Raw genomic sequence first — 22974 nt, 5'->3', positions numbered from 1 at the left:
ATATAAGCTAGCCTTCTTTTATAAAAAACGATCAATCAAATCATGCATTAAAATAAGAACTTTAATACGAATTTAATGAAAACAAAAACACATGGCATAGTGTTTTTACATAGAAGGCTATTTTAAGTATTTATTTTACCCACAAAACTTATGCCTTTTTAAAACAATAATAAATAATAATTGTGTTAACTATTTTATGAAAACCCATAAACTTTTAGAGATTAAATCTCAAGAAGGATAAAAAACACTATTTGCTGTGTTTTACTTTACTTTTTATGAATTAATCAACGGGATAGTATTTAATCATGAGTTTTTTCCAGCCATTAGCAAGGATTGCTTCTAAAAGAATAACTTGTTTTTAAGACGATGACTTCGCTTTTAAAATGATTATCGTTACGGCCTCCTTATAAGAAATCCATGCGCTTTTAGAGATTAATCTCCAAAGGCTATAGCATTCTCGCCTTAACCTTTATTTTCATGAATGAGAAACTCTTTAAAGGCGGCGTTCAACCATGAGTTTTTTAATTTCAGCAATTGCTTTTGCTGGATTTAATCCCTTTGGACAAGTCTGTGTACAATTCATAATCGTATGGCATCGATAAAGGCGAAAAGGATCTTCTAAATTATCAAGACGCTCACCACACATCTCATCGCGTGAATCAGCAATCCAACGATAAGCTTGAAGCAGGATGGCTGGTCCCAAATAACGATCACCGTTCCACCAATAACTCGGGCATGATGTCTGACAACAAGCGCACAAAATACACTCATAAAGACCATCAATTTTTTGCCGGTCAGAGTGACTTTGTAACCATTCTTTAGCAGGTTCAGGTGAAACGGTTTGCAACCAAGGTTCAATCACACGATGTTGTGCATAAAAACGCTTCAAGTCAGGAACCAAATCTTTCACCACCGGCATGGAAGGCAAAGGATAGACCTTAATGGGGTGTTTTACATCATCCATACCTTTGGTACAAGCCAACGTATTGAACCCATCAATATTCATGGCACAGGAACCACAGATGCCTTCACGGCAAGAACGACGAAGTGTTAAAGTTGGATCAATATGGTTTTTAATAAACAAAAGCCCATCAAGAATCATAGGACCACAAGCAGAACGATCCACATAATAGGTATCCAAATGTGGATTTTCCTCATCATCAGGCGACCAACGATAAACATGAAATTCTGTCAGTTTTGTCGCACCTTCAGGTTTAGGCCAAACCTTTCCTGGTTTTACTTGAGAATTTTTGGGAAGTTTAATTTGTACCATATTTCATTCTCCCCTTAATAAACCCGTTTTTTAGGTGCAATGCGCTTTAAATCGATTCCACCATCAGCTTCAGATGTTAGTGGATTCACATGGACAGGTCGATATGATAACGTCACCTTACCTTCTTTTGTCAAATGTGAAAGCGTATGTTTTCGCCAATTTTTATCATCACGCTCTGGATAATCTTCACGGGCGTGAGCGCCGCGGCTTTCTAAACGTGCTGCCGCAGAATGAACAGTCATTATCGCATTTGCCATGAGATTTTGAAGCTCCAAAGTTTCAACCAAATCAGAATTCCATATCAAGGAACGATCTGTGACTTTAAGATCAGACAATTCCCCCCAAATTTTATTCATCCGTTGACATCCCTGTTGCAAAGAACCTTCTGTACGGAAGACAGCAGCATCTTCTTGCATTGTGCGTTGCATTTTTTCACGCAAGACAGCTGTTGGTATCGCTCCTTGCGCAAAACGTAAACGATCAAAACGCGCCATAATTTCGTCAACAGCTTCTTCATTCAAAGGCGGAACTTCTGTATTCCGATCAATAACTTCACCCGCACGAATAGCAGCAGCACGTCCAAACACAACAAGATCAATCAATGAATTTGATCCCAAGCGGTTAGCACCATGAACAGAAGCGCATCCCGCTTCACCTACCGCCATTAATCCTGGTTGAATACGATCAGGCGAATCAGCTGTTGGATTGAGAACTTCCCCGTAGTAGTTGGTAGGAATCCCGCCCATATTATAATGAACCGTTGGAAGGATGGGGATAGGTTCTTTTGTTACATCCACCCCTGCAAAGATTCGAGCAGACTCGGAAATTCCTGGTAAACGCTCATGCAAGATTGCAGGATCAATATGATTGAGAACCAAATGAATATGATCCTTCTTAGGTCCAACGCCACGCCCTTCACGAATTTCAAGCGTGATACAACGCGAAACCAGATCACGTGAGGCCAAATCTTTAAAGGAAGGTGCATAGCGCTCCATAAAGCGTTCACCTTCAGAATTGATTAAATAGCCCCCTTCTCCACGAGCACCTTCAGTAATAAGACAGCCAGAACCATAAATCCCTGTAGGATGGAATTGCACAAACTCCATATCCTGAAGGGGTAATCCAGCCCGTGTGATCATTCCACCCCCATCACCCGTACAGGTATGCGCCGATGTCGCAGAAAAATAAGCACGTCCATAACCGCCGGTTGCAAGAACAACCATTTTAGCAGAAAAACGGTGTATTGTACCATCATCGAGATTCCACGCCACAACCCCAGTACAAACCCCATCGGTCATGATGAGATCGAGTGCAAAATATTCAATAAAAAATTGCGCATTATGCTTTAAGCTTTGTCCATAAAGCGTATGCAAAATGGCATGTCCTGTACGATCCGCTGCTGCACAAGTCCTCTGCACAGGTGGACCCTCACCAAATTGTGTCGTATGTCCACCAAAGGGGCGTTGATAAATTTTTCCTTCTTGCGTTCGAGAAAAAGGAACGCCATAATGTTCTAATTCATACACAGCAGCAGGGGCATTACGCACCAAATATTCCATTGCATCGGTATCCCCCAACCAATCAGACCCCTTTACGGTATCATATAAATGCCACTGCCAATTGTCAGGTCCCATATTTGAAAGCGATGCGGCAATTCCCCCTTGTGCTGCAACGGTGTGTGAGCGCGTTGGAAAAACCTTCGTGATACAAGCTGTCTTTAATCCTTGTTCTGCCATACCCAATGTTGCACGTAATCCTGCACCACCTGCCCCAACAACAACAACATCAAATTTATGATCTACAGTGCGATAAGGGGCGTTACCTGCTTTAGCGCCCAAAGATGATCTTGTACCCGCCATATTTGTTTACCCCCCTAATGCAATTTTCAAAAGAGAAAAAATAATGACACCACCCATGAAAAAACAAAATAAAATATTTAATGTCAAAAAGAATAACCGGAAGCCTTCGCGTGGGATATAATCTTCAATCACCACCTGCATACCAAGTTTCATATGATAAAGAACTGAAAGAGTCATCAGTACCATCAAAATAGCAACAATAGGATGTGCAAGCCTTGCACGCACAATAGTATAGTCCTTGCCCACAAACGAAAGAATAAGAACAATAAAAAATATCAAAAGCGGTAGATTGATAAACCCTGTCAAACGTTCTCGCCAAAAATGCTCTGTTCCCTCATGCGCGCTCCCCCGCCCCCGTACTTTTCCAAGTTCCGTTCGAAAATCTTTTTTCATGGCTCTTTTCACCCCCAGCTAAACAACGATATACCCAATAATCCAAATCGCAAAAGTAACAATAAGAGAAATAAACACTGTCGCCCAAGCAGTGACTGTTGCCTTTTCTTTCGCCAAAAGGCAAGGTTTCAGATCCCAAACAATGTGGCGAACACCACCAACCATGTGATGAACCCCTGCCAAGGTATAAAGAAACAAAATACACAATCCAAACCAAGAACTATAAATCTCGTGAACTGTTCTAAATGCTTCCTCTCCACACGCAATAGCACCTAACCAAACAGCAAGAAAAACCGTTCCAACATAAAGTGCCATACCCGTAATGCGGTGTGCAATGGACATGGCCATAGTAATTGTCCAACGATAAATACTTATATGAGGGGAACGTGGGCGCTCTTTTATCCTAGTTGTCTCTGTCATAAAATATCCTGACCTGGTTTTTTGCAACCGCAATGAACGAGAAAACTCACACAAAATGACCAAATATATTTCTCATTTTTACTTGTTTGGCATCTGAAGATACCGATTACAGGTCGGTTGTCTCAAATAACGGATTAAAGGTCACGCATAAAAAAAACCGATTACTCCACGGATATGATCCGCAAAACTTGCCTTAATCTAATACACTTTTATCTTAACGTCAAAGGTCTAACATCTTTTATCAAATATAAACAGATATTTTTTCAAATGATACTTATTCCGTTTGAATATCCACGACATGTGCAATGATACCCTGCACTTCACCTATTACTAAGAATAAAAAAGGGATAAAATTTGGATATATTAAACATTTTTATGTCTCCTCCTAGACTTTTAAATGACAAAACGAATCACTAAAGACACAAATAAGCGGCATAAAAGCCGCTTTTGTATAAAGTTCAACCGATATAATTTTTACTCAGAAACTTGTATTTCAACATCTGCGCTTACAGGCGGTGTCTCTACTTTCTCAACGCCCTTTTCACCCTTTTTTCGATAATCTCTCTTTTCAGCAATACGGGCGGCTTTACCTCTCAAGCCACGAAGATAATAGAGTTTTGCCCGACGCACTTTACCACGACGCACCAGCTCAACAGCTTCAATCAAGGGAGAATAAACAGGAAATACACGTTCGACCCCTTCACCATAAGAAATCTTGCGGACTGTAAAAGTCTCATTCAACCCACCGCCTGAACGGGCAATACACACGCCTTCATAAGCTTGAACACGCGTCCGCGTACCTTCCGTCACACGCACCATGACACGGACAGTATCTCCCGGTTTAAAGGCTGGAAATTGGCGCTTTTCTTCAATTTTTGCACATTGTTCAGCTTCAAGCTGTGCGATAATATTCATTTCTTTATCCTTCATGTTCTTTATCGAACAGTCAGAGCGCCCAACTCTTACCCAAAAAGCCTTGTTTTACGAAAAGATGCTCTTTAGGTTATGCCTTAACACAGGAGCGAATACACCATTCCTTCATTTTACTTTTGGAACTATAGAAAACCTTTTATTCAAAATTCTCTCAAAAAGAAAGTCATGCCATACACCACCTTATCCTATGAATCAAGTTTTCTGACGATTTTTATCATAACGCGCATAAAGATCAGGACGACGTTGACGTGTTAACAATTCGGCCTGTCTTTGACGCCAATCTGCAATCGCTTTGTGATGACCTGAGGTCAACACGGGCGGAATACCCCGCCCTTCGAAAAGAGAAGGACGCGTGTATTGGGGATGTTCCAGCAAACCATTTTCAAAACTTTCACACTTTGCAGAAGCTTGATTCCCCATTACACCAGGGAGAAGACGTATAATAGTATCTAAGATAACCAGTGCGGCGGTTTCACCCCCTGAAAGAATATAATCACCAATAGAGACTTCTTTTAATTCTCGTGCTTCTATGACTCGCTCATCAACGCCTTCAAAACGTCCACAAACCAGTGTTAAACCCGAATCACTAGCCAAACTCCGCGCATAAGCTTGGTCAAAAGGGCGCCCACGTGGACTCATCAATAATCTTGGCGAATCCTGTGGACAATAATCCAGCGCAGCTGCTAAGACATCCGCCCGCATCACCATACCAGCCCCCCCACCAGCGGGTGTATCATCAACGCTATGGTGTTTATCCAAAGCAAAATCTCTAATCTGCACTGTCTCCAGTGACCAAATTCCGCGTTCTAAAGCTTGCCCTGCTAAAGAATATCCTAAAAAACCAGGAAACATTTCAGGATAAAGAGTTAAAACGCGCGCCTGAAACTTCATTGTTATTTTTTCATCCTCATTTTATTCAACAAACTCTTTTAAGTCAAAATAGCATAAGCAAAATCAATATAACGCTATAGCGTTAATTAGAATCTTCTTAACCTGTGACCTGTTCAACACTGTACTTTTCGTACTTACACTTTCAAAAAAGACTCTAAAACTCAGGAATATTTTGAGATAAAATGCTACAATATCTGCTCAAAATGTTCTCTTAATCTTTTCATACTGTTCACTTTTTATTGACAAAATTCACCAGTTATTTTTCACTTTCACCTTTATTTTCATAGATTCAAGCCATTTCTTTACTGATCATTTTCTCTCCCATCACTAAGGCCAGCGGCCATGGGATCAACAATAAGAAAACCAGAATCCATACAAATTTCTGGTACCGCTACCTTACTAAAGGGAATAAGCACTCTTTTGCCTGTATTCAAACCTATTTCAAGCAAATCACCAGCCCCAAAATTATAAAAACCACATACTTTTCCTAAGATTTTTCCCCTGTATTCTTGAACACGCAAGCCTATTAAATCAACTTGATAAAACTCATCCTCATCCAAATCATCAATCAATTGATTACGCATCACATAAAGGCGAATTCCTTTTAAAGACTCAGCATCATTACGATTATCGATGCCTTTAAAACGCACAATGGCGTTATTTTTTTGTGTGCGAAGAGTTACAATTTCATAAGAACGCCCCATATCATCATAAAGAGTCCTGTAAGACTTAAAACGTTGTGGCTCGGCACTTAAAATTTTAACAAAAACATCTCCTCTTATACCGTGAGGCACACCAATAATGGCAAGATAGACTTTATTTTTAAGCTTTTCTTTATTATACTTCATGTAAAAACGTTATCTCTCAAAAATGAACCATCAATCTTAATCATTTCTACTCAATCTTGTTGCCATATAAGACAATCTTCCCAAAAGACCTTTCTTGGTAACAAAAACAAATTAATAAAGGAGAAAGTCTTATGGCAAATATTATGCTATTTTACAAAGATATCACGCCAATCAACAAAGTTTCACATAAAAATCTAAAATTTGCGCCACCAAGTGATATGTCTTTTGCCAAAGATACGCACTGGGTACCTTTAGCCAGTACTGAATATTTTCAAGCAGCCCTAGACTATCCTATTTTATTTATGTGCGCTGAAGATGAACAAAAAAAACGGCACTATACATCCGCCGCTCTTGTTGGTCTTTCTAACGACGAAAATGACTATATCTCTTCTGATAAAAGTTGGAAAACCAATACTTATGTTCCGGCTTTTGTTCGTCGCTATCCTTTTGTTTTAGCACAAATTAGCAATGAAAAAGAACTTTCTGTTTGCTTTGATCAACAGTCAGGAATGTTTAATGAAGTTGCAGGAACAGAACTTTTTAATTCTGATGGCTCTATTTCTCCTTTTATGGAAGAACGTATTCATTTTCTTGAAAGTTTTAAAATCGCGATGGAGAAAACCTCTGAATTTATTGATGCTCTTGTGGAAATGGATCTTCTCAGTCAAAAATCAATCAATGTGAAAAACGATAAGGGGCTTTCAGCGCAATTGGAAAATTTTTGGGTTGTTGACGAAGAAAAATTGAATAAATTATCAGCCAGCCAACTTGCCAAACTTCATAAAAATGGCTTTTTAGGATTAATTTTTGCGCATTTAATGTCAACGCATAATCTTTTAAAAATACTCTCTCTTAAAGGTGAAAAACAACTTATCAATCGTGAAGAGCAACCTGAAAAGAAGAATGGTCACGTCGACGATAAAAAATCTACAAAGAAAGAAACTCTCAACTAGATAATGCCAATAAAAAACGACAAGAGAAAAGATGAAAATAGTCCTCTCATTCCAGCCGACCATGCGGTTTTAACTGCAAGGAAAAACTGGTTAGAGCATCTCGTAAAAAACCGTCGTATGTCCGTACAAACAGCACAAGCCTATGAACGTGATACGCGGCAATTTTTATCTTTTCTCTGTCAACATTTAAGCCAAGCACCAACTTTCACAGATCTCGCTCATTTGCGCGTTAGTGATTTGCGTGCTTATCTTGCTTATCGGCGTACAAACAATGTCAGTGCGCGCTCTTTAAGCCGCGCAATAGCGGGCATCCGTTCTTTTTTCAAATACCTATCTCGCGAAGGAATCGTCAATATTCCCGCAGCTCAGCTTATCCGAAGCCCCAAACATCCAAAGTCGCTCCCAAAACCTTTAGCGATACAATCAGCTCTTCACGTCGTCAAACAAGAAAATCAGCTAGAAAACGAAGCTTGGATTAACGCGCGCAATGCCGCTGTCCTTATGCTTCTCTATGGCTGTGGAATGCGCATATCAGAAGCCTTAAGTCTCACACCAGAACAATTTTCTGACCCTGAAAAAGTAAGTTTATTCATAACAGGAAAAGGGGGAAAAACACGCCTTGTCCCTCTCATCAAAATTGTTTACGAGGCTGTACAAAATTATCTCAAATGTTGCCCATATCCTTTAAAAGATAACCAACCCATGTTTCGCGGTGCGCGAGGTGGTCCCTTACAGCCAGCTATTATTCAAAAAACTGTACGCAACTTACGCACAAGTCTTGGTTTGCCAGAAACAGCCACCCCCCATACACTACGTCATTCTTTTGCCACCCATCTTTTATCACGAGGAGGAGATTTGCGAACGATTCAAGAACTTCTTGGGCACGCGAGTCTTTCCACCACACAAACCTATACCCATGTTGATACAGATCATTTGTTGAAAATTTACCAAAAAGCCCATCCTCGTTCTTAAATCCTCGTTCTTAAAAAAGTCTCATCAAAAAAATTAAAATGTTTCAACCTCAAGTGCCAAGGCATGGACACAAGTTGCTAACTCTTCTTGTAAAACTTTATAAATCGCTCGATGGATTTCTACGCGCGTCATCTTGGAAAAAGAAGAAGATAAAATTTTCACGCGAAAATGTGTTTCTCCTTTACCATCAAAAGCATGTTCATTATGAGGATGTCCATCATGAAGATGACTCTCATTAATCACTTCAAGTTTCTGCGGATGAAAAGCATCCTGAAGCTTTCTCTTGATTATTGTTTCTATAGACATTTTTCATTCCTTAACAAAATGAAAGTGTAAGAATACACCTTTTCCATAATTAAATAAGTGTGAAAACAAATTTTTTAAAAGTCAATTCTTGTAAAATTAATCAATTTTGCATAAACCAATAATATGGCAATAACATCTAAATTATTCGATTCAATTCGCATAAGCTCAAATAAAAAACAAAAGTCTGAGCCAGAAGCGCAACAGTGTCAGTGGGAAGGGTGTGAAAAGACAGGAACCCATAAAGCACCGGCAGGTCGAAATCACGAAGGACAATATCTACATTTTTGTATTGAGCACGTGCGTGCTTATAATAAAAATTTTAATTACTTCTCGGGTCTTAGCAATCAAGATATCGCAAAATTCCAAAAGGACGCTCTTACAGGGCATCGACCAACATGGCCTACAGATCTTAGCAATGGTACATCGAAAAAAACTGCTGCCAATTATGCAAAGATTCGCTCTGGAACAGCAGCCTATCAAAATCGTATGCGTGATCCCTTCTCGCTTTTTACGGGACGGCATTCAAGCAATAATTTCTCACGAAAATTAAAGCCCTTAGAAGCAAAAGCTTTTGATACATTGGGACTAAAAGCAAACGCTTCAGCAGAAGATATCAAAATGAAATATAAAGAGTTGGTAAAAAAACACCATCCTGATTCCAATGGTGGTAATCGTGCTTCTGAAGAGCGCTTTCGCGATGTTTTGCATGCTTATAATTTGCTCAAAAAATCTGGTTTATGCTAAAAAATATACACTGATATGAACCCATTCTCATTGAGATCATCACTCTTTACATAAAACATTCTTGTCTTCACAAAACATGATAGAATAGATAAAGACGATCTTCTTTCATCTCATCTTCCTTCATCTCTAAGGCTCTCGTTAGAGCATTGCATAAATGCTCTAACTCTTGTATCGTTTTCTCATGAAATAAATAGCGTTCTTTCCTAGCCATAAACATCATGACAAATCTTAACCTTGAAAATACACCCGATATTACACTTTGCGCTCGTGACTTATTTCATATTGAAACAGATATGAATGTTCCTGCTTTTAGTACAAAAAATTCACATGTTCCTGATATTGATCCCGATTATCTTTTTGATCCGCAAACAACTTTAGCGATTCTTGCAGGTTTTACTTTTAACCGTCGTGTCATGGTTTCCGGCTATCATGGTACAGGCAAATCAACGCATATTGAACAAGTTGCTGCTCGTCTTAATTGGCCTTGTCTTCGCATTAATCTGGACAGTCATGTAAGTCGTATCGATCTTGTAGGAAAAGACGCTATTGTTTTAAAAGATGGCTTACAAGTCACTGAATTTAAAGAAGGCATTTTACCATGGGCTTATCAAAATAATATTGCTCTTGTTTTCGACGAATATGATGCGGGACGTCCTGATGTTATGTTTGTTATCCAACGTATTCTTGAAACCTCTGGCAAACTCAGCTTACTTGATCAAAGCCGCGTTATCTCTCCTCACCCAGCATTTCGTCTTTTTGCAACGGCCAATACTATTGGGCTTGGTGATACAACAGGGCTTTATCATGGTACCCAACAAATCAATCAAGCCCAAATGGATCGCTGGTCTATTATTACGATACTTAATTATTTACCCCATGATAAAGAGGTTGATATTGTTTGTTCAAAGGTCAAATCTTTTCAAACGGCTGAGGGGAAAAAGACAATTTCACAAATGGTTCACGTTGCTGATATGGTCCGCCAAGCTTTTATCAATGGGGATCTTTCAACAGTCATGAGCCCGCGGACTGTCATTACTTGGGCAGAAAATACCACAATTTTTCAAGATATTGGCTTTGCCTTCCGATTAACCTTTCTCAATAAATGTGATGAACTCGAACGTGCCAGTGTCGCAGAATTTTATCAACGCGCCTTTGGACAAGAACTTCCCGAATCACTCATGCAAGGTGTCTTGTCTTAAAGGAATATGTCAATTATGGCGATCACCCCTGACGACAACAGCAAAAATCAAATAAACAATCCTCCCCTCAATAGGCTTGATAGTGGAACGTTTAAGAAAGCTCTTTCTACTTGTATGCGTGCCATTGCAGGTACATCCCACCTCGAAGTTTCCTTTAGTCATAACCGTCCATCTTTAAGCGAAAATTGTGCACGTTTACCAGAATTACCACAACGCGCTACAGATAAAGATATCACCATTACCCGCGGCTTAGGTGATTCTATGGCTCTGCGCAAAGCATGGCATAATAACCGCATTCACATGCAGTTTTCTCCACGAGAATCAGAAGCACAAGCTATCTTTGATGCCCTTGAACAAACACGTGTTGAAGCAATCGGTACTTTAGCCATGGAGGGGCTTGCAAAAAACCTTGATGTCATGCTCGCCGATAAATACAAAAGAGCTCATTATGAAAAGATTAATAACCAAAGTGAAGCCCCTATCCAAGAAGCGATTGCCCTTTTATTGCGCGAAAAAATAACAAAGCGTACAGCCCCAAAAGAAGCAGGTCCTGTCTTAGAATTATGGCGCCAAGAACTTGAACAAAAAGCTGCAGCAGAGCTCAATGAACTCACACATCATATTTACAATCAACAAGCTTTTGCACAGATCGTTCGCCAAATGCTTGCTACCCTCCAAATAACAGTGCAACAAGATGAAACTTCAAACAGCGAAAATGATAAAAAATTAAAAAACGAATGTGAACCTCAAGATCAAACAGAAGAAGAAAATAAAAACAAAAAACACGCTCAAAGTGAAGAACAAACCAGCACAGAACAAGAAAGTGATGTACAAGACGAAGGAAAAACACAAGCGACACAAACAAACGACATTGATCAAACTGACGGTGAGCAAAAAAATAGCTCTTGGCAAGAAAAGCCAGACAAATTCAAACGTCTTTTTTCCGATTCAGAGCAAATGGAAAAACTTGGCAATTATAAAATCTTCACCCGTCAATTTGATGAAATTTTGGAAGCAGCCGATTTTTGTTCTGAAAACGAGTTAGATCACTTACGCCGTTGTCTTGATAAGCAAATTAATCATCTTCAAAACATTGTTGGACGTTTAGCCAACCGCCTCCAGCGACGCCTTATGGCACAACAAAATCGCAACTGGAACTTTGACCTTGAAGAAGGATATCTCGATACAGCAAGGCTTCCACGCCTGATTATTGATCCCATGCAGCCCCTTTCTTTTAAAATGGAAAGCAACACCCAATTTCGAGATACGGTTGTTTCACTCCTCATTGATAATTCTGGTTCAATGCGCGGGCGCCCCATTAGCGTTGCCGCAAGTTGTGCTGATATTTTAGCACAAACGCTTGAGCGTTGTGATGTCAAAGTTGAAATTTTAGGTTTTACCACCAAAACTTGGAAAGGGGGGAAATCACGCGAAAAATGGCTCGAGCAAGATAAACCTCATCATCCTGGGCGTCTGAATGATTTGTGTCATATCATCTATAAAAGTGCTGACACCCCATGGCGTCGCGCACGCCGCAATCTAGGTTTGATGATGCAAGAAGGTTTACTCAAAGAAAATATCGACGGGGAAGCTTTAATTTGGGCACATCAACGCCTTTTATCACGCCGTGAACAACGCCGCATTCTCATAGTCATTTCTGATGGTGCCCCTGTTGACGACTCAACACTATCGGTCAACGCCAGCAACTACCTAGAAAAACATTTACGCGCAGTGATTCAAGAAATCCAAACCCATTCCCCTATCGAACTCATTGCCATTGGCATTGGTCATGATGTCACCCGTTATTACCAACGTGCTGTAACAATTATGAATGCCGAAGAGCTTGCAGGGGCCATAACAAAACAACTAGAAGCACTTTTTAGTGATAAAACACCTCAAACTTTATAAGAAATAAACCCGCCTAACTCAGCAACAGTTACATTTAAAAAAAACATTTCTATCATTAAACCATCGGAATTTGATGGCTAACAACCTGAGAAGATAATCCTACAAATTGAATATCAAACTTTAAGGACGCTTCTACTTTACTAGATGCATTATGAATTCTAAAAGAAATACTCCATCCATCTTCAAAAATTATAATAAGTTTGTTTTTACTTTCTGGTTTTATTGAAACTGATAAAATTTTGCTTGGAATTTTCCATTTACGACCATATCCTAGAGTACCATTCAAATTAAAAGACTGAATAATCACCCGTTTTTGTTTAGATCTTGTATCTATCATAATCTTATAAAAATCATAAGAACCTATAACATACTGAAACAATAGCTTAACAAATTTATCTTGATAATCTAAACAAAGCCTTTGAAGTTCTTTAGAGAAAGATTCTAAAATTGGTAGATAAATTCTACTTTCTTTATCACCTATGTCTCTAAAAAACATTTTCTTATCTCTAAGCTCTATTAAATAATCAAAAATAGGCCTAATTTCATTAAAGTAAACGCTGCTACAAGGATAACCTGTCCATTCTTTACCAAAATCTATTTTACTTGAAAGGCGAGGATGTTTGATAGCGCTATGATTATGTTTTGCAGAAATACCAATAGGATTTTCAGGAACTTTTAAAATAATATCACGGACATCTCCTTTGATCCCAACAGAATCTTCTTGAAGAACAATAGTTTTCGTATTTCTAATATTTTTATCATGTAACTGTAAGAAAACAGCTGCTTCAATAGAAGCAAGATTTAAAAGTCTTTTGTCAGTGTCATTAAATAAATTATAAAAAGATTCCGCTACTTGAAAGGATGAATTAAATTCTATAGGAGCCTTTGTTGCTTTTTTAAACCCCATGGCCAAAGCATATTCAAAGGCTTTTCCATTTTCTACCTGATTCATGTGATTTCCTAAAGATCCTTACTCAAAATTACAAGTTCATTTGACTTTTTATTGTTTCCCATGCCGTAAGTCCATTCAGGATTAAGTATTTTATGTCCTTTATAAAGTTCTCTAACTTCCACACAATCATTATAAGATAAAACCCATCCCTGACGCTTTCTTAAAAGTTCAGCAAGAGCTTGATGATCAAAAGAATTATGTTTATCGCCTTTTTGACCGTAAAGTTTTTGATTAATAAGATATGGAGGATCACAATAAAGAAAATCATTAAAGTGTTTAGGAATACTTTCTGTAAAATCTCTGTGTTCCACTGTAAAATTTTCAATCTTAAAATCTTTAAGCCGTTCAATAGAACGATAATTGAATCGAGGATGTCCTGGAGACATACCGCCAGAAAGTGTTGTTCCAGAAAAAGAAGAACGATTAAGAGCAAAAAAAACGGCAGCAATCTCTAATTGATTTCTGATACTGCCAAAAGTTTTTTGGAGATTATAAAACATTGCAGGAGTCATATCTTCGTATTCTCTCACTTTCTCTGCAAGGGCTGAAGCATCTTTCAAAAGCATCTGCCAAAAAATAACAAGCGGCTTAAAAGCATCATAAGCATAAACCTTTGTTCCTATTTTTGCTAAGGTTAATTCAATTGAACCGCCTCCTACAAAAGGAGAACATAAAGTTTTTTGTTTCCTTATGTAGTTATTAATAATCATAGGAACAGCACGACTCTTCCCTCCAGGATAACGAAGAGGTGATCTTACAATAGGTCGCTCAATAGGCTTTTTTTGTTTTTTCAAAGAAGTTAATATAAAATTATCAAATATAGCCTCTCTTTGATTTATTATTTTGTTCATACTATCAGCTCCAAGTATCACATTTTCTAACTCACAATATATCTGAAATAAACACTCGAAGCATTATGCCAAATTTTACAGAGAGCGCATTACAACGACCTGTAAATCACTAGCATATCTGCGCAAACATTTGCTACTAAAAATAATGATAAATACCAGTATAGCCACACTTTAAAACTGCCAAAATTTGTTTCATTGGTATTTAGTTTTCTATTTATACACTACTCAAGTGTGTATCAATTTGCTTTTATCTCTATAAGAATTAGGCTTCTTATCTCTGAAATAACATCTGTGCCTATTTATATCCCTAAAAAGAATGGATTGCTCTTTAATAGCTTCAAATATGGTTGAATATAGATATGCCCCCCTGTTGCAATCCGAAAATATTTTTTACAAATGAGACACATACAAATATATTTATGAAGTAAATCATAATCGGGCTCAAAAGGCTCTCCACCAGAAAGAATAATAAAATCAGATTTTATGTCATTTATTATATATAAAGATTCAGGCAACGCGTCATCTCTCACCACACATTCGGACAATGATTGCAGACCGCACTGCAATTTTCATTACAAATTACAATATTATCGCTCATGAAATTTCCTATTCAAGTTCATATAATCCAATAGTAATTGTTTCATGAAAATATTTTGGTATAGAGAAAGATCAGAAATTTTTTTAGCTACAAACGCTTTTATCATTGGTAAAGCTTCATCCTTTGATAGAGACAGCAAATGAGAAATATAGTCTATCCGTTCTTCTAAATTGAGAGATAATCTTGGACTGGTGAAAAATGTTAAGATATCCAATTCCGGACTGGCTTCTTGACATAAATCCCAATCCACTACCATAAAAGAGTTATCAGAAGTAACAATGATATTATCAGGATGTAAATCTCCATGTGATAAGGTTATATTCCTGCTTAATCGATCTTGAAAGATCTTATTGATTTGATCAATAATCACCTTTTGATGTAGAAAATCCATTCGGCTCAATACAGTACCCCGGATAAACTCCCATTCGACGACTTCATCGCAAAGTGTTATCAAATTTGGTGCAGGATAGAGACTTTGTCGAAAAGAGCCATTCTTAATGTTTTCATTAATGCATGATGCTTCCGGATAAATTTGCCCATAGCAAAACTCTTGATGTTTGCGTTTCAAGAAATGTTGTTTTGACGATTGTGCATTTTCAGGCTGTAACCAAATGATTTCTTGTTTTCTGAGAAAAATAATTAAAGCAGACACCCCAAAAATCACAGCCATAACCACTGCCAACCACAAATTAGCTTGCCAGAATGTTGAAAAAACATGACCGTATAAAAAACTGAATGCAAAGGATACAATAGCTGTAATAATGGCTGTAAATGATAAAACAGTCGCGATAGCTTTGGGATCAATCAGTGAATTTATAAGAAGAGACGACAGATAAGATCGATAAGCAGACTTAAAAACACATAGCAGTAAAAATCCTAATATAAGAGCCGCAATGATTTGAAATGACATGAGAAAAAAAGCAATGGTTACCATACAACCAATCATTAAGACGGGAAAAATAGGATTTTGAAACTTTGAAAAATATTTCTGAAACAATATATTGGAACTTGCTGAAAAAAAATTCCCAATGATAAAAATAATCGAAACCAAAATAGCAGGTTGAAATGGCAAAAAATCAGAAAATGCGATAGAAACAGTTCGATTATTAACCAAAATAGCAAAAGCTGAAACTGCACTTAAAAAAATAAGAGTGAAGCGATAAGGATTTTTGACTTCTTTACGGCTGGCGCACATAACTGTGAAAATATTCGGATGAGCGTTGATATGAAAACTATCTAATCCTTTCGTCAGTTTTGAAAACATAAAAATAGCAAAAATTAATGAAAGGACTTGAAAAATCACAGGCAATGCAGGATGCACATAATAAAGTATTCCCCCTAAAAAAATAAGTACCGTTGTCACACTATAGGTAACAGCAGCCACTTCGGACTTAACGGAAAACAGTGTGCGATGCTTTGGTACTACAGAAAAGAGTAAACTATCTTCCGCACCTGAAAAACAAGCGGCTGCTAATGTGATACACAACAAATAAGTGGCGTAAGAAAAATATGCATAATTCATAAAAAGAGCTAAAAAACCGCAAAGAAAGAAAAACAGCCCAGTATAAATAATGCGTTTACTTCCATAAACATCTGATAATAAACCCAAGGGGACTTCTAAGATCAAAGGAAGCAATAAAAAATAACTACCGATTAAAACAATATCCGCTTGCGACAAATGCAATTTTTCTGACAAAAAAAGTGGTAAAACAGCAACCACTAGAGCAGTAGACTTGCTAACACTATAAATCTTAAATTGCTTAACCTTATCCACAAAATACCTTCCCACGACATCCGCTACATGCGCCAGATTCTTTCAAAGATTTTAAAACGCTTTGAGCAGACCAATCTATTGCCTCATAATTTTGTAGATTCCCAAAAGCTTCTGAATAAAAGCAATTTTTTAAATCTCCATTATAGTCCAATACCAAGGATAAAAATGGAAATAAACACATTAACGGCGACGAAACGTACGTAGAATTTTCGCCTAAGTAATAATTAATACAATTTACAAAATTTTGTGACGTCCATGCGATTTTCCTTTCTTGGAACTTTTTATCTATATAAATCTGGAGGGGGGATTCTTTCCTTGATAGTTCATCTCTCAAATGAAAAAGTGAAGCGTTTGGCGGAAGAGTTTTGTTTCTTAAAGCCTTAGATCGATCTTTTGTATTATTTTTTCTAGAAAAACTAAATGACAACGTATCGAGCGGGCTGAATCCGATATAATCGACATCTTTGCTTATACAAAAATCGATAAAATTAATAATATTTTCTAGAATCTCTTTGGTAACTGTCGCTCTTATTCCTATACTTTGCAGAGGTTGAAGATTCTTTTAACTATTTCAATGTTTTTCCACACGCGATCAAATTTATTCGCCCCCCGTATATCATAATATCCTTGGACACTAATCGAATCCATAAAAATAACAATTTCTTTTATGTCATACTGTGAAATTCATAAATTTTTATGCAATAAGATGCCATTGGTATTTAATTCAAACAGGCAGATCTAGTTCATTCAACCTTAATAAAATATCTTCAAGCTCCAGATGCATTAAAGGTTCTCCCCCAGAAAGCATCACTGAGGCAGCTCCTTTTTCTTTCAACATTCTAAATAAGGATATTAAACTTTCTGGAGTATGGCAATTTTTTCCTTAATCTTCCAGCAATCGCACATCGTAGAAGAGCTATTGCAATTCTGGATAATATGTATAATAGGTGTTACAGGTGCCCATAATTTTTTAAGATCAAAAATCGAATCTGACGCACTAATCAAGTTTTCCTTCTTTAAAAGACGCCATTATAGAATATAATGTACATTGTCTTTCCTTTAGAAAAACAAGAGAACAAAGATTATTATTTGTTACAAGCAAAAGAGGAGTCGTCTTTTGCATGACTTTGATAAAGAGGGAGTTTCACAATGTTAAGAATTGTTCCATAAGGAATCAACATCAATAGGCTCATAATAATTTTTACGGAGAAATCGCCAAAAGCAAGCGAAAGCCAAACGGGCATGCCTATCCCACCCAAAACAGTACTCTCTACTAGTGAACTATCAGCATAGCCTGTCATCTTATCAAGAAGAGCAAAAGAGCTCGAAAAAGCAAGAGAAAAAAACAACAATGTATCCAACGCCGAACCAACCAACGCCGCTGCTAAAGGTGCTTTCCACCATGTTTTTCGTCGCAAAGGCGTAAAAACAACGATATCAAGGAGTTGCCCAAATAAAAATGCTAAACTAGAAGCAAGTGCAAGCCGTGGTGTTGCCAATATCCAAGAAACAAAAACACCAGCAAAAAAACCAGCATAAACTACACGCCGCGCAGCAGATGGACCGTAAAAACGATTGGTCAAATCATTGATGAGAAAAGCAAATGGATAGGTAAAAGCCCCATAAGTCAAAAGTTCATTTAAATCAAACCAATAGACGGGATATTGAACCAAAATATTAGAAGCAGTGACCGCAAGGCACATTGCTAAAATAGAAAAAACAACATATCTTCTCTTTTGCTTTTCTAATAAAAGACCGCTTGAAAACATTTTTTTAACCTGGGGTATGGAACCAATAAAATAATAGAGCGATCAACGAGAGAAAAGCCCCAAAAGCGAATTTCTGGAACAAAGATCGGTGATTAAAAAGTCAATCCACCAAAGATAACGATACGAACAATCACGCTGCCTGTTCAGCCTTTTGCTCACTTTCTTGCTCAGCCTTTTTCTTAACGATTTGGCGCTTTAACAAACGCGCACGTTGTGACAACTCTTTATCGTCTGCCTTGACCAAAAAACCATCAAGACCACCACGATGCTCAACAGAACGCAACGCACTCGCTGAAATACGCAAGCGATAACTTTGCTGCAACACTTCTGAAATTAATGTCACATTGCAAAGATTTGGCAAAAAACGACGCCGAGTCTTATTATTCGCATGGCTAACATTATTACCATACAGAACCGTTTTCCCTGTCAATTCACATGCACGAGACATAAACTTCACCCTTAAACTCTTAAGAAACTTTCAAATCCCTATACCCAAAGAACACAATGAATGCAAAACACGCACAATGCGACCTTGAACGGGCACCATTGGGAAGTTTCTTTCTAATAGGGGGTCGACAACAAAAGGTCAAGTCTTTTATAAATCTTTTATAAAACCTTTTTCATCTCTTGGCTGACTCATCCTTCATCTTTTTCCAAAATCAAGGCGTGCAAATTCCGCTAAAAAGCGTACAAAATGCTTTTTTAAAAAGCATACCGTGTTAGAATAAAAATCTATTGTCCTGAAAGGAAGCATACATCATGAGCAAAAAAGCCCCCTCCATGACAAAGCTTCAAGGAAATTCTTGCTGTTTTTCTTTTATTTTGTTTGGAACTTTATGCGTTTGTTTTTTTCTTCTCTTTAGTGCATTAGGCATATGGCAAGTACAACGGTTAAACTGGAAAAAAAATCTTATCACGAGTGCCAATCAGCGCGTTCACTTAGCCCCCATAAAAGCCCCTAGGAAAGATCAATGGGCAGAGGTTACTTTTGAAAAAGATGAATATCGACCGGTTGTGATCACAGGAAGTTTTTTAAAAAATAAAAATATTTTGGTCACGGCTGCTGCTCAAAACACCACGGGTTACTGGGTTTTGACTCCTTTAAAAACCGCAGACAACACACTGATCTTTATCAACCGTGGCTTTATCCCCATGGACGAACGTAACAATTTTCAACACCCAGAGCCATTGCATACACATGTCTCATCTCAACAAAATTCGACCACAAACACAGAACAAACGACAATTATCGGTTTATTACGCATGAGTGAAAAAAATGGATTTTTTCCACGCAAAAATAATCCTGACAAGAATATATGGTATACGCGTGATCTTCCCGCTATGGCACAAAAACTTGGGTTATCCACTGTTGCCCCTTATTTTATTGATGCCAGAAAAACATCTCCACAAGCAAACCTTCCCGTTGCTGGTCTTACGATGATCCATTTTCGCAACAATCATCTTGTTTACGCAATCACGTGGTTTATTTTAGCTGCTGGTATGTTAAGCGCTTTTCTCTTTTTGCTACGGCAAAAAGATTAAAAAATAGCAAGTAAAATATCCATTCCCAATATAGTTTTCATTAAACTGTCTGGCCTTTTCATAATAAAGAAGATCTTAACATTGTTATATTGAACGTTTACACAACACAAAATTTGTTTTTTAAGAATTAATTATTTGATTTATAACGGTAATCTTATCATTTTCTAACTTTGAAAAAAACCTCAAATATCTGTAAAACGCTCTTTTTCTTCAAATCTTCTGATCAAAACCAGCAAAATCATTCTCGTACTTCCTCCACAAGCAGAGAGAACCGTACAGAAAAAGTTATTGAAAATAAGAAGCTCAATACTTCCTTCCTCTCAAATATCAAATATTGTTAAAGCAAGCGTTATTAAAGTATAAAGAGAATGAGCGTCCCAACCTAGCACCTTTAATTATAGATCATGGGCCTAAAGGATTTTTATACTATTCACGAAGGATTTACACGACACTCTTCACAAGACAACCATAAAATGAAAGGTAATTCATTGAAAAATGATTACTTTAAAATAAACGCGCGTTTCGACTATTACAATTTCATATTTTTGCTGATTATTTCCCATCTCTCAAAAATAAATCAAACGGGCATGTGGAACATTCTTGCCTTTATCTCACAGACAAAAGCAAATACAATAGAAAATATACAAATGCGTTTTGTATTTCAAGCCTGCTATGAAGATGTAAAGATTGAGTTAAATGAGACTTTTTATCCTTATCATAACACCTCCCATGACGGTATTTTACAGTATAAGAAAAAAGAGGAATCATCGTATATTTTAAAAAGGCAGTTTATCCTTTCAGTGTATTTTGCTAAAGGCTTGTGCTATAAATGTATAAACTTTTTTTCTAGAATTTTAACTTTTTCATTGTTTAAGGCTTCTGTTATGGGTGTCGTTGCCAAAAATTTTCCTATACCTGATCTTCATCAGGTTCGTCGTGTTCTTCTTTCTGTGTCTGATAAAACGGGTGTGGTTGCCTTTGCAAAAGCCCTTCATACGACTTACAATATTGAATTGATTTCAACAGGAGGAACAGCCAAAACTCTCATAGCTGCTGGTTTACCTGTAAAAGATGTTGCTGAAGTTACTGGATTTCCTGAAATAATGGATGGGCGTGTAAAAACACTCCATCCTTTGATTCATGGTGCTTTGTTAGGGGTAAGAGAAGATCCTAGCCATAGGGAAGCTATGGAAAAGAACAACATTCATGGTATTGATCTCTTGGTGGTAAATCTTTATCCTTTCGAAGAGACACTCCAATCGGGGGCTGATTCACAAACAATTCTTGAAAATATTGATATCGGTGGACCGGCCATGATTCGCGCTGCGGCAAAAAATTATGCTTATACCGGTGTTGTAACAGCGATAAATGATTATGATTCGATTCTAGAAGAATTAAAACAGCATAACGGATGTTTAAGCTTATCCATGCGCCATCAGTTAGCAATGCGTGCATATGCGCACACCGCTGCTTATGACACGGCAATAGCAGCATGGTTTGCACGGGATTTAAAAATTGAAACACCATCATGGCAGAGTTTTTCTGGTCATCTTGAAAGTGTTATGCGCTATGGAGAAAATCCACATCAACAGGCAGCATTTTATCGCAATAATGAAAAGCGTTTTGGCGTTGCAACAGCAAAACTTTTACAAGGTAAAGCACTCTCTTATAACAATCTGAATGACACAGATGCAGCCTTTGAGCTTGTGGCAGAATTTGATCCGCAAAAAACCGCTGCTGTTGCTCTTATTAAGCATGCCAATCCTTGTGGTGTTGCGGAAGGAAAAAATTTGAAAGAAGCTTATTTAAAAGCTCTTATGTGTGATAATGTATCTGCATTTGGTGGAATTGTTGCTTTAAATCAAACTCTTGATGAGGAATGTGCAGAAGAGATTGTTAAAGTTTTCACGGAAGTGATTATTGCGCCTGATGCAACAATGGCGGCACGTGAAATTATTTCCAAGAAAAAAAATCTTCGTTTGCTCATTACAGGTGGCGTTCCTAATCCCCGTTGTGGAGGACTGCTTGCAAAAACACTTGCAGGAGGCATTTTAGTGCAATCACGTGATAATGTGGTGGTTGATGATCTTAAATTGCAAGTGGTGACAAAACGAGCACCAACTCAAGATGAAATGCGTGATCTTCAATTTGCTTTTCGTGTAGCAAAACACGTTAAATCAAATGCTATTGTATATGCAAAAAATAGTGCAACAGTTGGTATTGGCGCTGGACAAATGAGCCGCATCGATTCAGCAAAAATTGCTGCAAGTAAAGCCGCAGAAAGTGCAAGGAGAGCAGGCTTAACAGAAACTCTCACAAAAGGGTCAGTGGTTGCATCCGATGCATTTTTTCCTTTTGCAGATGGTTTATTAGCAGCAGCTAAAGCAGGTGCAACAGCAGTCATTCAACCAGGAGGCTCCATGCGAGATGAAGAAGTTATCACTGCTGCGGATGCAGAGGGTTTAGCGATGGTTTTTACAGGAATACGACATTTCCGTCATTAATATAACTGAGATGATCTCCTCTTCATATAAGAAAAACGTTATATAAAACAGACATTTCAAGAAATTTTTCATAGATCATATATCGACTGATAACTGTTAAAATAGGAGAAGTTATTCAATTCAATCGAGAGAATTTACGCGTAATAAAGAAGTTATCACTACAGAAAATACATATAATTTAGCCATTGTTTTAGGAGTAAGATATCACCGTTATTAATACATTTCCCTTTTACATGAAACCCGTATTAAAAAGGTTCTGTTCCTGTATGTAGATGCATACCTGTT

Annotated in this window: 21 protein-coding genes; 7 read left to right on the top strand and 14 right to left on the bottom strand. The window is 37.6% G+C overall.

Going from position 1 to position 22974, the window contains the following annotated elements; all coding sequences use genetic code 11:
* Nucleotides 1-493: 493 nt before the first annotated feature.
* The 7 genes from PVV65_RS04535 to rimM all read right to left on the bottom strand — a co-directional run bounded on the left by PVV65_RS04535 (nucleotide 494) and on the right by rimM (nucleotide 6617).
* Nucleotides 494-1273, bottom strand: coding sequence for a succinate dehydrogenase iron-sulfur subunit (locus PVV65_RS04535; RefSeq protein WP_273754054.1), 780 nt, complete (start codon nucleotides 1271-1273; stop codon nucleotides 494-496).
* A gap of 14 nt (nucleotides 1274-1287) precedes the next feature.
* Nucleotides 1288-3132, bottom strand: coding sequence for a succinate dehydrogenase flavoprotein subunit (sdhA, locus tag PVV65_RS04530; RefSeq protein WP_273754053.1), 1845 nt, complete (start codon nucleotides 3130-3132; stop codon nucleotides 1288-1290).
* 6 nt (nucleotides 3133-3138) lie between these two features.
* Nucleotides 3139-3525 carry a succinate dehydrogenase, hydrophobic membrane anchor protein gene (sdhD, locus tag PVV65_RS04525; protein WP_273754052.1) on the bottom strand — a complete coding sequence of 129 codons (387 nt, stop codon included), beginning with the start codon at nucleotides 3523-3525 and terminating at the stop codon, nucleotides 3139-3141.
* Between the two features lie 18 nt (nucleotides 3526-3543).
* Nucleotides 3544-3945: a succinate dehydrogenase, cytochrome b556 subunit gene (gene sdhC / locus PVV65_RS04520; protein ID WP_273754050.1), complete on the bottom strand. Its 402-nt coding sequence runs from the start codon at nucleotides 3943-3945 to the stop codon at nucleotides 3544-3546.
* Between the two features lie 474 nt (nucleotides 3946-4419).
* Nucleotides 4420-4860: a 50S ribosomal protein L19 gene (rplS, locus tag PVV65_RS04515; RefSeq protein WP_273754049.1), complete on the bottom strand. Its 441-nt coding sequence runs from the start codon at nucleotides 4858-4860 to the stop codon at nucleotides 4420-4422.
* A 210-nt stretch (nucleotides 4861-5070) separates the two neighbouring features.
* Nucleotides 5071-5769, bottom strand: coding sequence for a tRNA (guanosine(37)-N1)-methyltransferase TrmD (gene trmD, locus PVV65_RS04510; RefSeq protein WP_273754048.1), 699 nt, complete (start codon nucleotides 5767-5769; stop codon nucleotides 5071-5073).
* A gap of 302 nt (nucleotides 5770-6071) precedes the next feature.
* On the bottom strand, nucleotides 6072-6617 hold the full coding sequence (rimM, locus tag PVV65_RS04505) for a ribosome maturation factor RimM (RefSeq protein ID WP_273789360.1): 546 nt from the start codon (nucleotides 6615-6617) through the stop codon (nucleotides 6072-6074).
* 131 nt (nucleotides 6618-6748) lie between these two features.
* Here rimM and PVV65_RS04500 point away from each other — a divergent pair, with 131 nt between their 5' ends.
* Together PVV65_RS04500 and PVV65_RS04495 are read left to right on the top strand one after the other, a co-directional pair.
* Complete coding sequence (locus tag PVV65_RS04500; protein WP_273754045.1) at nucleotides 6749-7570, top strand: SapC family protein; 822 nt, start codon at nucleotides 6749-6751, stop codon at nucleotides 7568-7570.
* Between the two features lie 3 nt (nucleotides 7571-7573).
* A complete protein-coding gene (locus tag PVV65_RS04495) occupies nucleotides 7574-8542 on the top strand; it encodes a tyrosine recombinase XerC (RefSeq protein WP_273754044.1) in 969 nt (322 codons plus the stop codon).
* A gap of 33 nt (nucleotides 8543-8575) precedes the next feature.
* On the opposite strand, the gene PVV65_RS04490 is transcribed toward PVV65_RS04495, so the two are convergent.
* Nucleotides 8576-8848, bottom strand: a complete 273-nt coding sequence (locus PVV65_RS04490) for a BolA family transcriptional regulator (protein ID WP_273754043.1) — start codon at nucleotides 8846-8848, stop codon at nucleotides 8576-8578.
* Between the two features lie 123 nt (nucleotides 8849-8971).
* Between PVV65_RS04490 and PVV65_RS04485 the strand changes: the two genes are divergently transcribed.
* Entirely contained in the window at nucleotides 8972-9592 is a 621-nt protein-coding gene (locus PVV65_RS04485) for a J domain-containing protein (RefSeq protein ID WP_273754042.1), read from the top strand.
* A 67-nt stretch (nucleotides 9593-9659) separates the two neighbouring features.
* Here the strand turns inward: PVV65_RS04485 and PVV65_RS04480 are convergent, their stop codons facing one another.
* Nucleotides 9660-9803 (bottom strand): hypothetical protein, encoded by a 144-nt coding sequence (locus PVV65_RS04480; RefSeq protein WP_273789359.1) that lies wholly within the window; start codon nucleotides 9801-9803, stop codon nucleotides 9660-9662.
* Between the two features lie 7 nt (nucleotides 9804-9810).
* Here PVV65_RS04480 and cobS point away from each other — a divergent pair, with 7 nt between their 5' ends.
* Nucleotides 9811-10791: a cobaltochelatase subunit CobS gene (gene cobS, locus PVV65_RS04475; RefSeq protein ID WP_273754041.1), complete on the top strand. Its 981-nt coding sequence runs from the start codon at nucleotides 9811-9813 to the stop codon at nucleotides 10789-10791.
* Between the two features lie 15 nt (nucleotides 10792-10806).
* Nucleotides 10807-12699, top strand: coding sequence for a cobaltochelatase subunit CobT (gene cobT / locus PVV65_RS04470; RefSeq protein WP_273789358.1), 1893 nt, complete (start codon nucleotides 10807-10809; stop codon nucleotides 12697-12699).
* A gap of 55 nt (nucleotides 12700-12754) precedes the next feature.
* On the opposite strand, the gene PVV65_RS04465 is transcribed toward cobT, so the two are convergent.
* From PVV65_RS04465 to rpmB, 5 genes are all read right to left on the bottom strand, one after another.
* Nucleotides 12755-13651 carry a HaeIII family restriction endonuclease gene (locus PVV65_RS04465; RefSeq protein WP_273789357.1) on the bottom strand — a complete coding sequence of 299 codons (897 nt, stop codon included), beginning with the start codon at nucleotides 13649-13651 and terminating at the stop codon, nucleotides 12755-12757.
* A gap of 8 nt (nucleotides 13652-13659) precedes the next feature.
* A complete protein-coding gene (locus PVV65_RS04460) occupies nucleotides 13660-14502 on the bottom strand; it encodes a DNA adenine methylase (protein ID WP_273789356.1) in 843 nt (280 codons plus the stop codon).
* Between the two features lie 587 nt (nucleotides 14503-15089).
* The gene (locus tag PVV65_RS04455; RefSeq protein ID WP_273789355.1) at nucleotides 15090-16874 is read right to left on the bottom strand and encodes an MFS transporter; all 1785 of its coding nucleotides are present in this window, start codon (nucleotides 16872-16874) and stop codon (nucleotides 15090-15092) included.
* Nucleotides 16875-17959: 1085 nt separating this feature from the next.
* On the bottom strand, nucleotides 17960-18643 hold the full coding sequence (locus PVV65_RS04450; RefSeq protein ID WP_273789354.1) for a VUT family protein: 684 nt from the start codon (nucleotides 18641-18643) through the stop codon (nucleotides 17960-17962).
* 130 nt (nucleotides 18644-18773) lie between these two features.
* The gene (gene rpmB / locus PVV65_RS04445; RefSeq protein ID WP_120121428.1) at nucleotides 18774-19091 is read right to left on the bottom strand and encodes a 50S ribosomal protein L28; all 318 of its coding nucleotides are present in this window, start codon (nucleotides 19089-19091) and stop codon (nucleotides 18774-18776) included.
* Between the two features lie 311 nt (nucleotides 19092-19402).
* On the opposite strand from rpmB, the gene PVV65_RS04440 reads away from it, so the two are divergent.
* Both PVV65_RS04440 and purH read left to right on the top strand, forming a co-directional pair.
* Nucleotides 19403-20185, top strand: a complete 783-nt coding sequence (locus PVV65_RS04440) for an SURF1 family protein (RefSeq protein WP_273789353.1) — start codon at nucleotides 19403-19405, stop codon at nucleotides 20183-20185.
* Between the two features lie 884 nt (nucleotides 20186-21069).
* A complete protein-coding gene (gene purH / locus PVV65_RS04435; RefSeq protein WP_273789352.1) occupies nucleotides 21070-22689 on the top strand; it encodes a bifunctional phosphoribosylaminoimidazolecarboxamide formyltransferase/IMP cyclohydrolase in 1620 nt (539 codons plus the stop codon).
* Nucleotides 22690-22974 lie beyond the last annotated feature (285 nt).

Source organism: Bartonella sp. ML70XJBT (genome assembly GCF_028618425.1).
GTDB lineage: Bacteria > Pseudomonadota > Alphaproteobacteria > Rhizobiales > Rhizobiaceae > Bartonella.
This window is presented reverse-complemented; position numbering and strand designations above follow the sequence as displayed.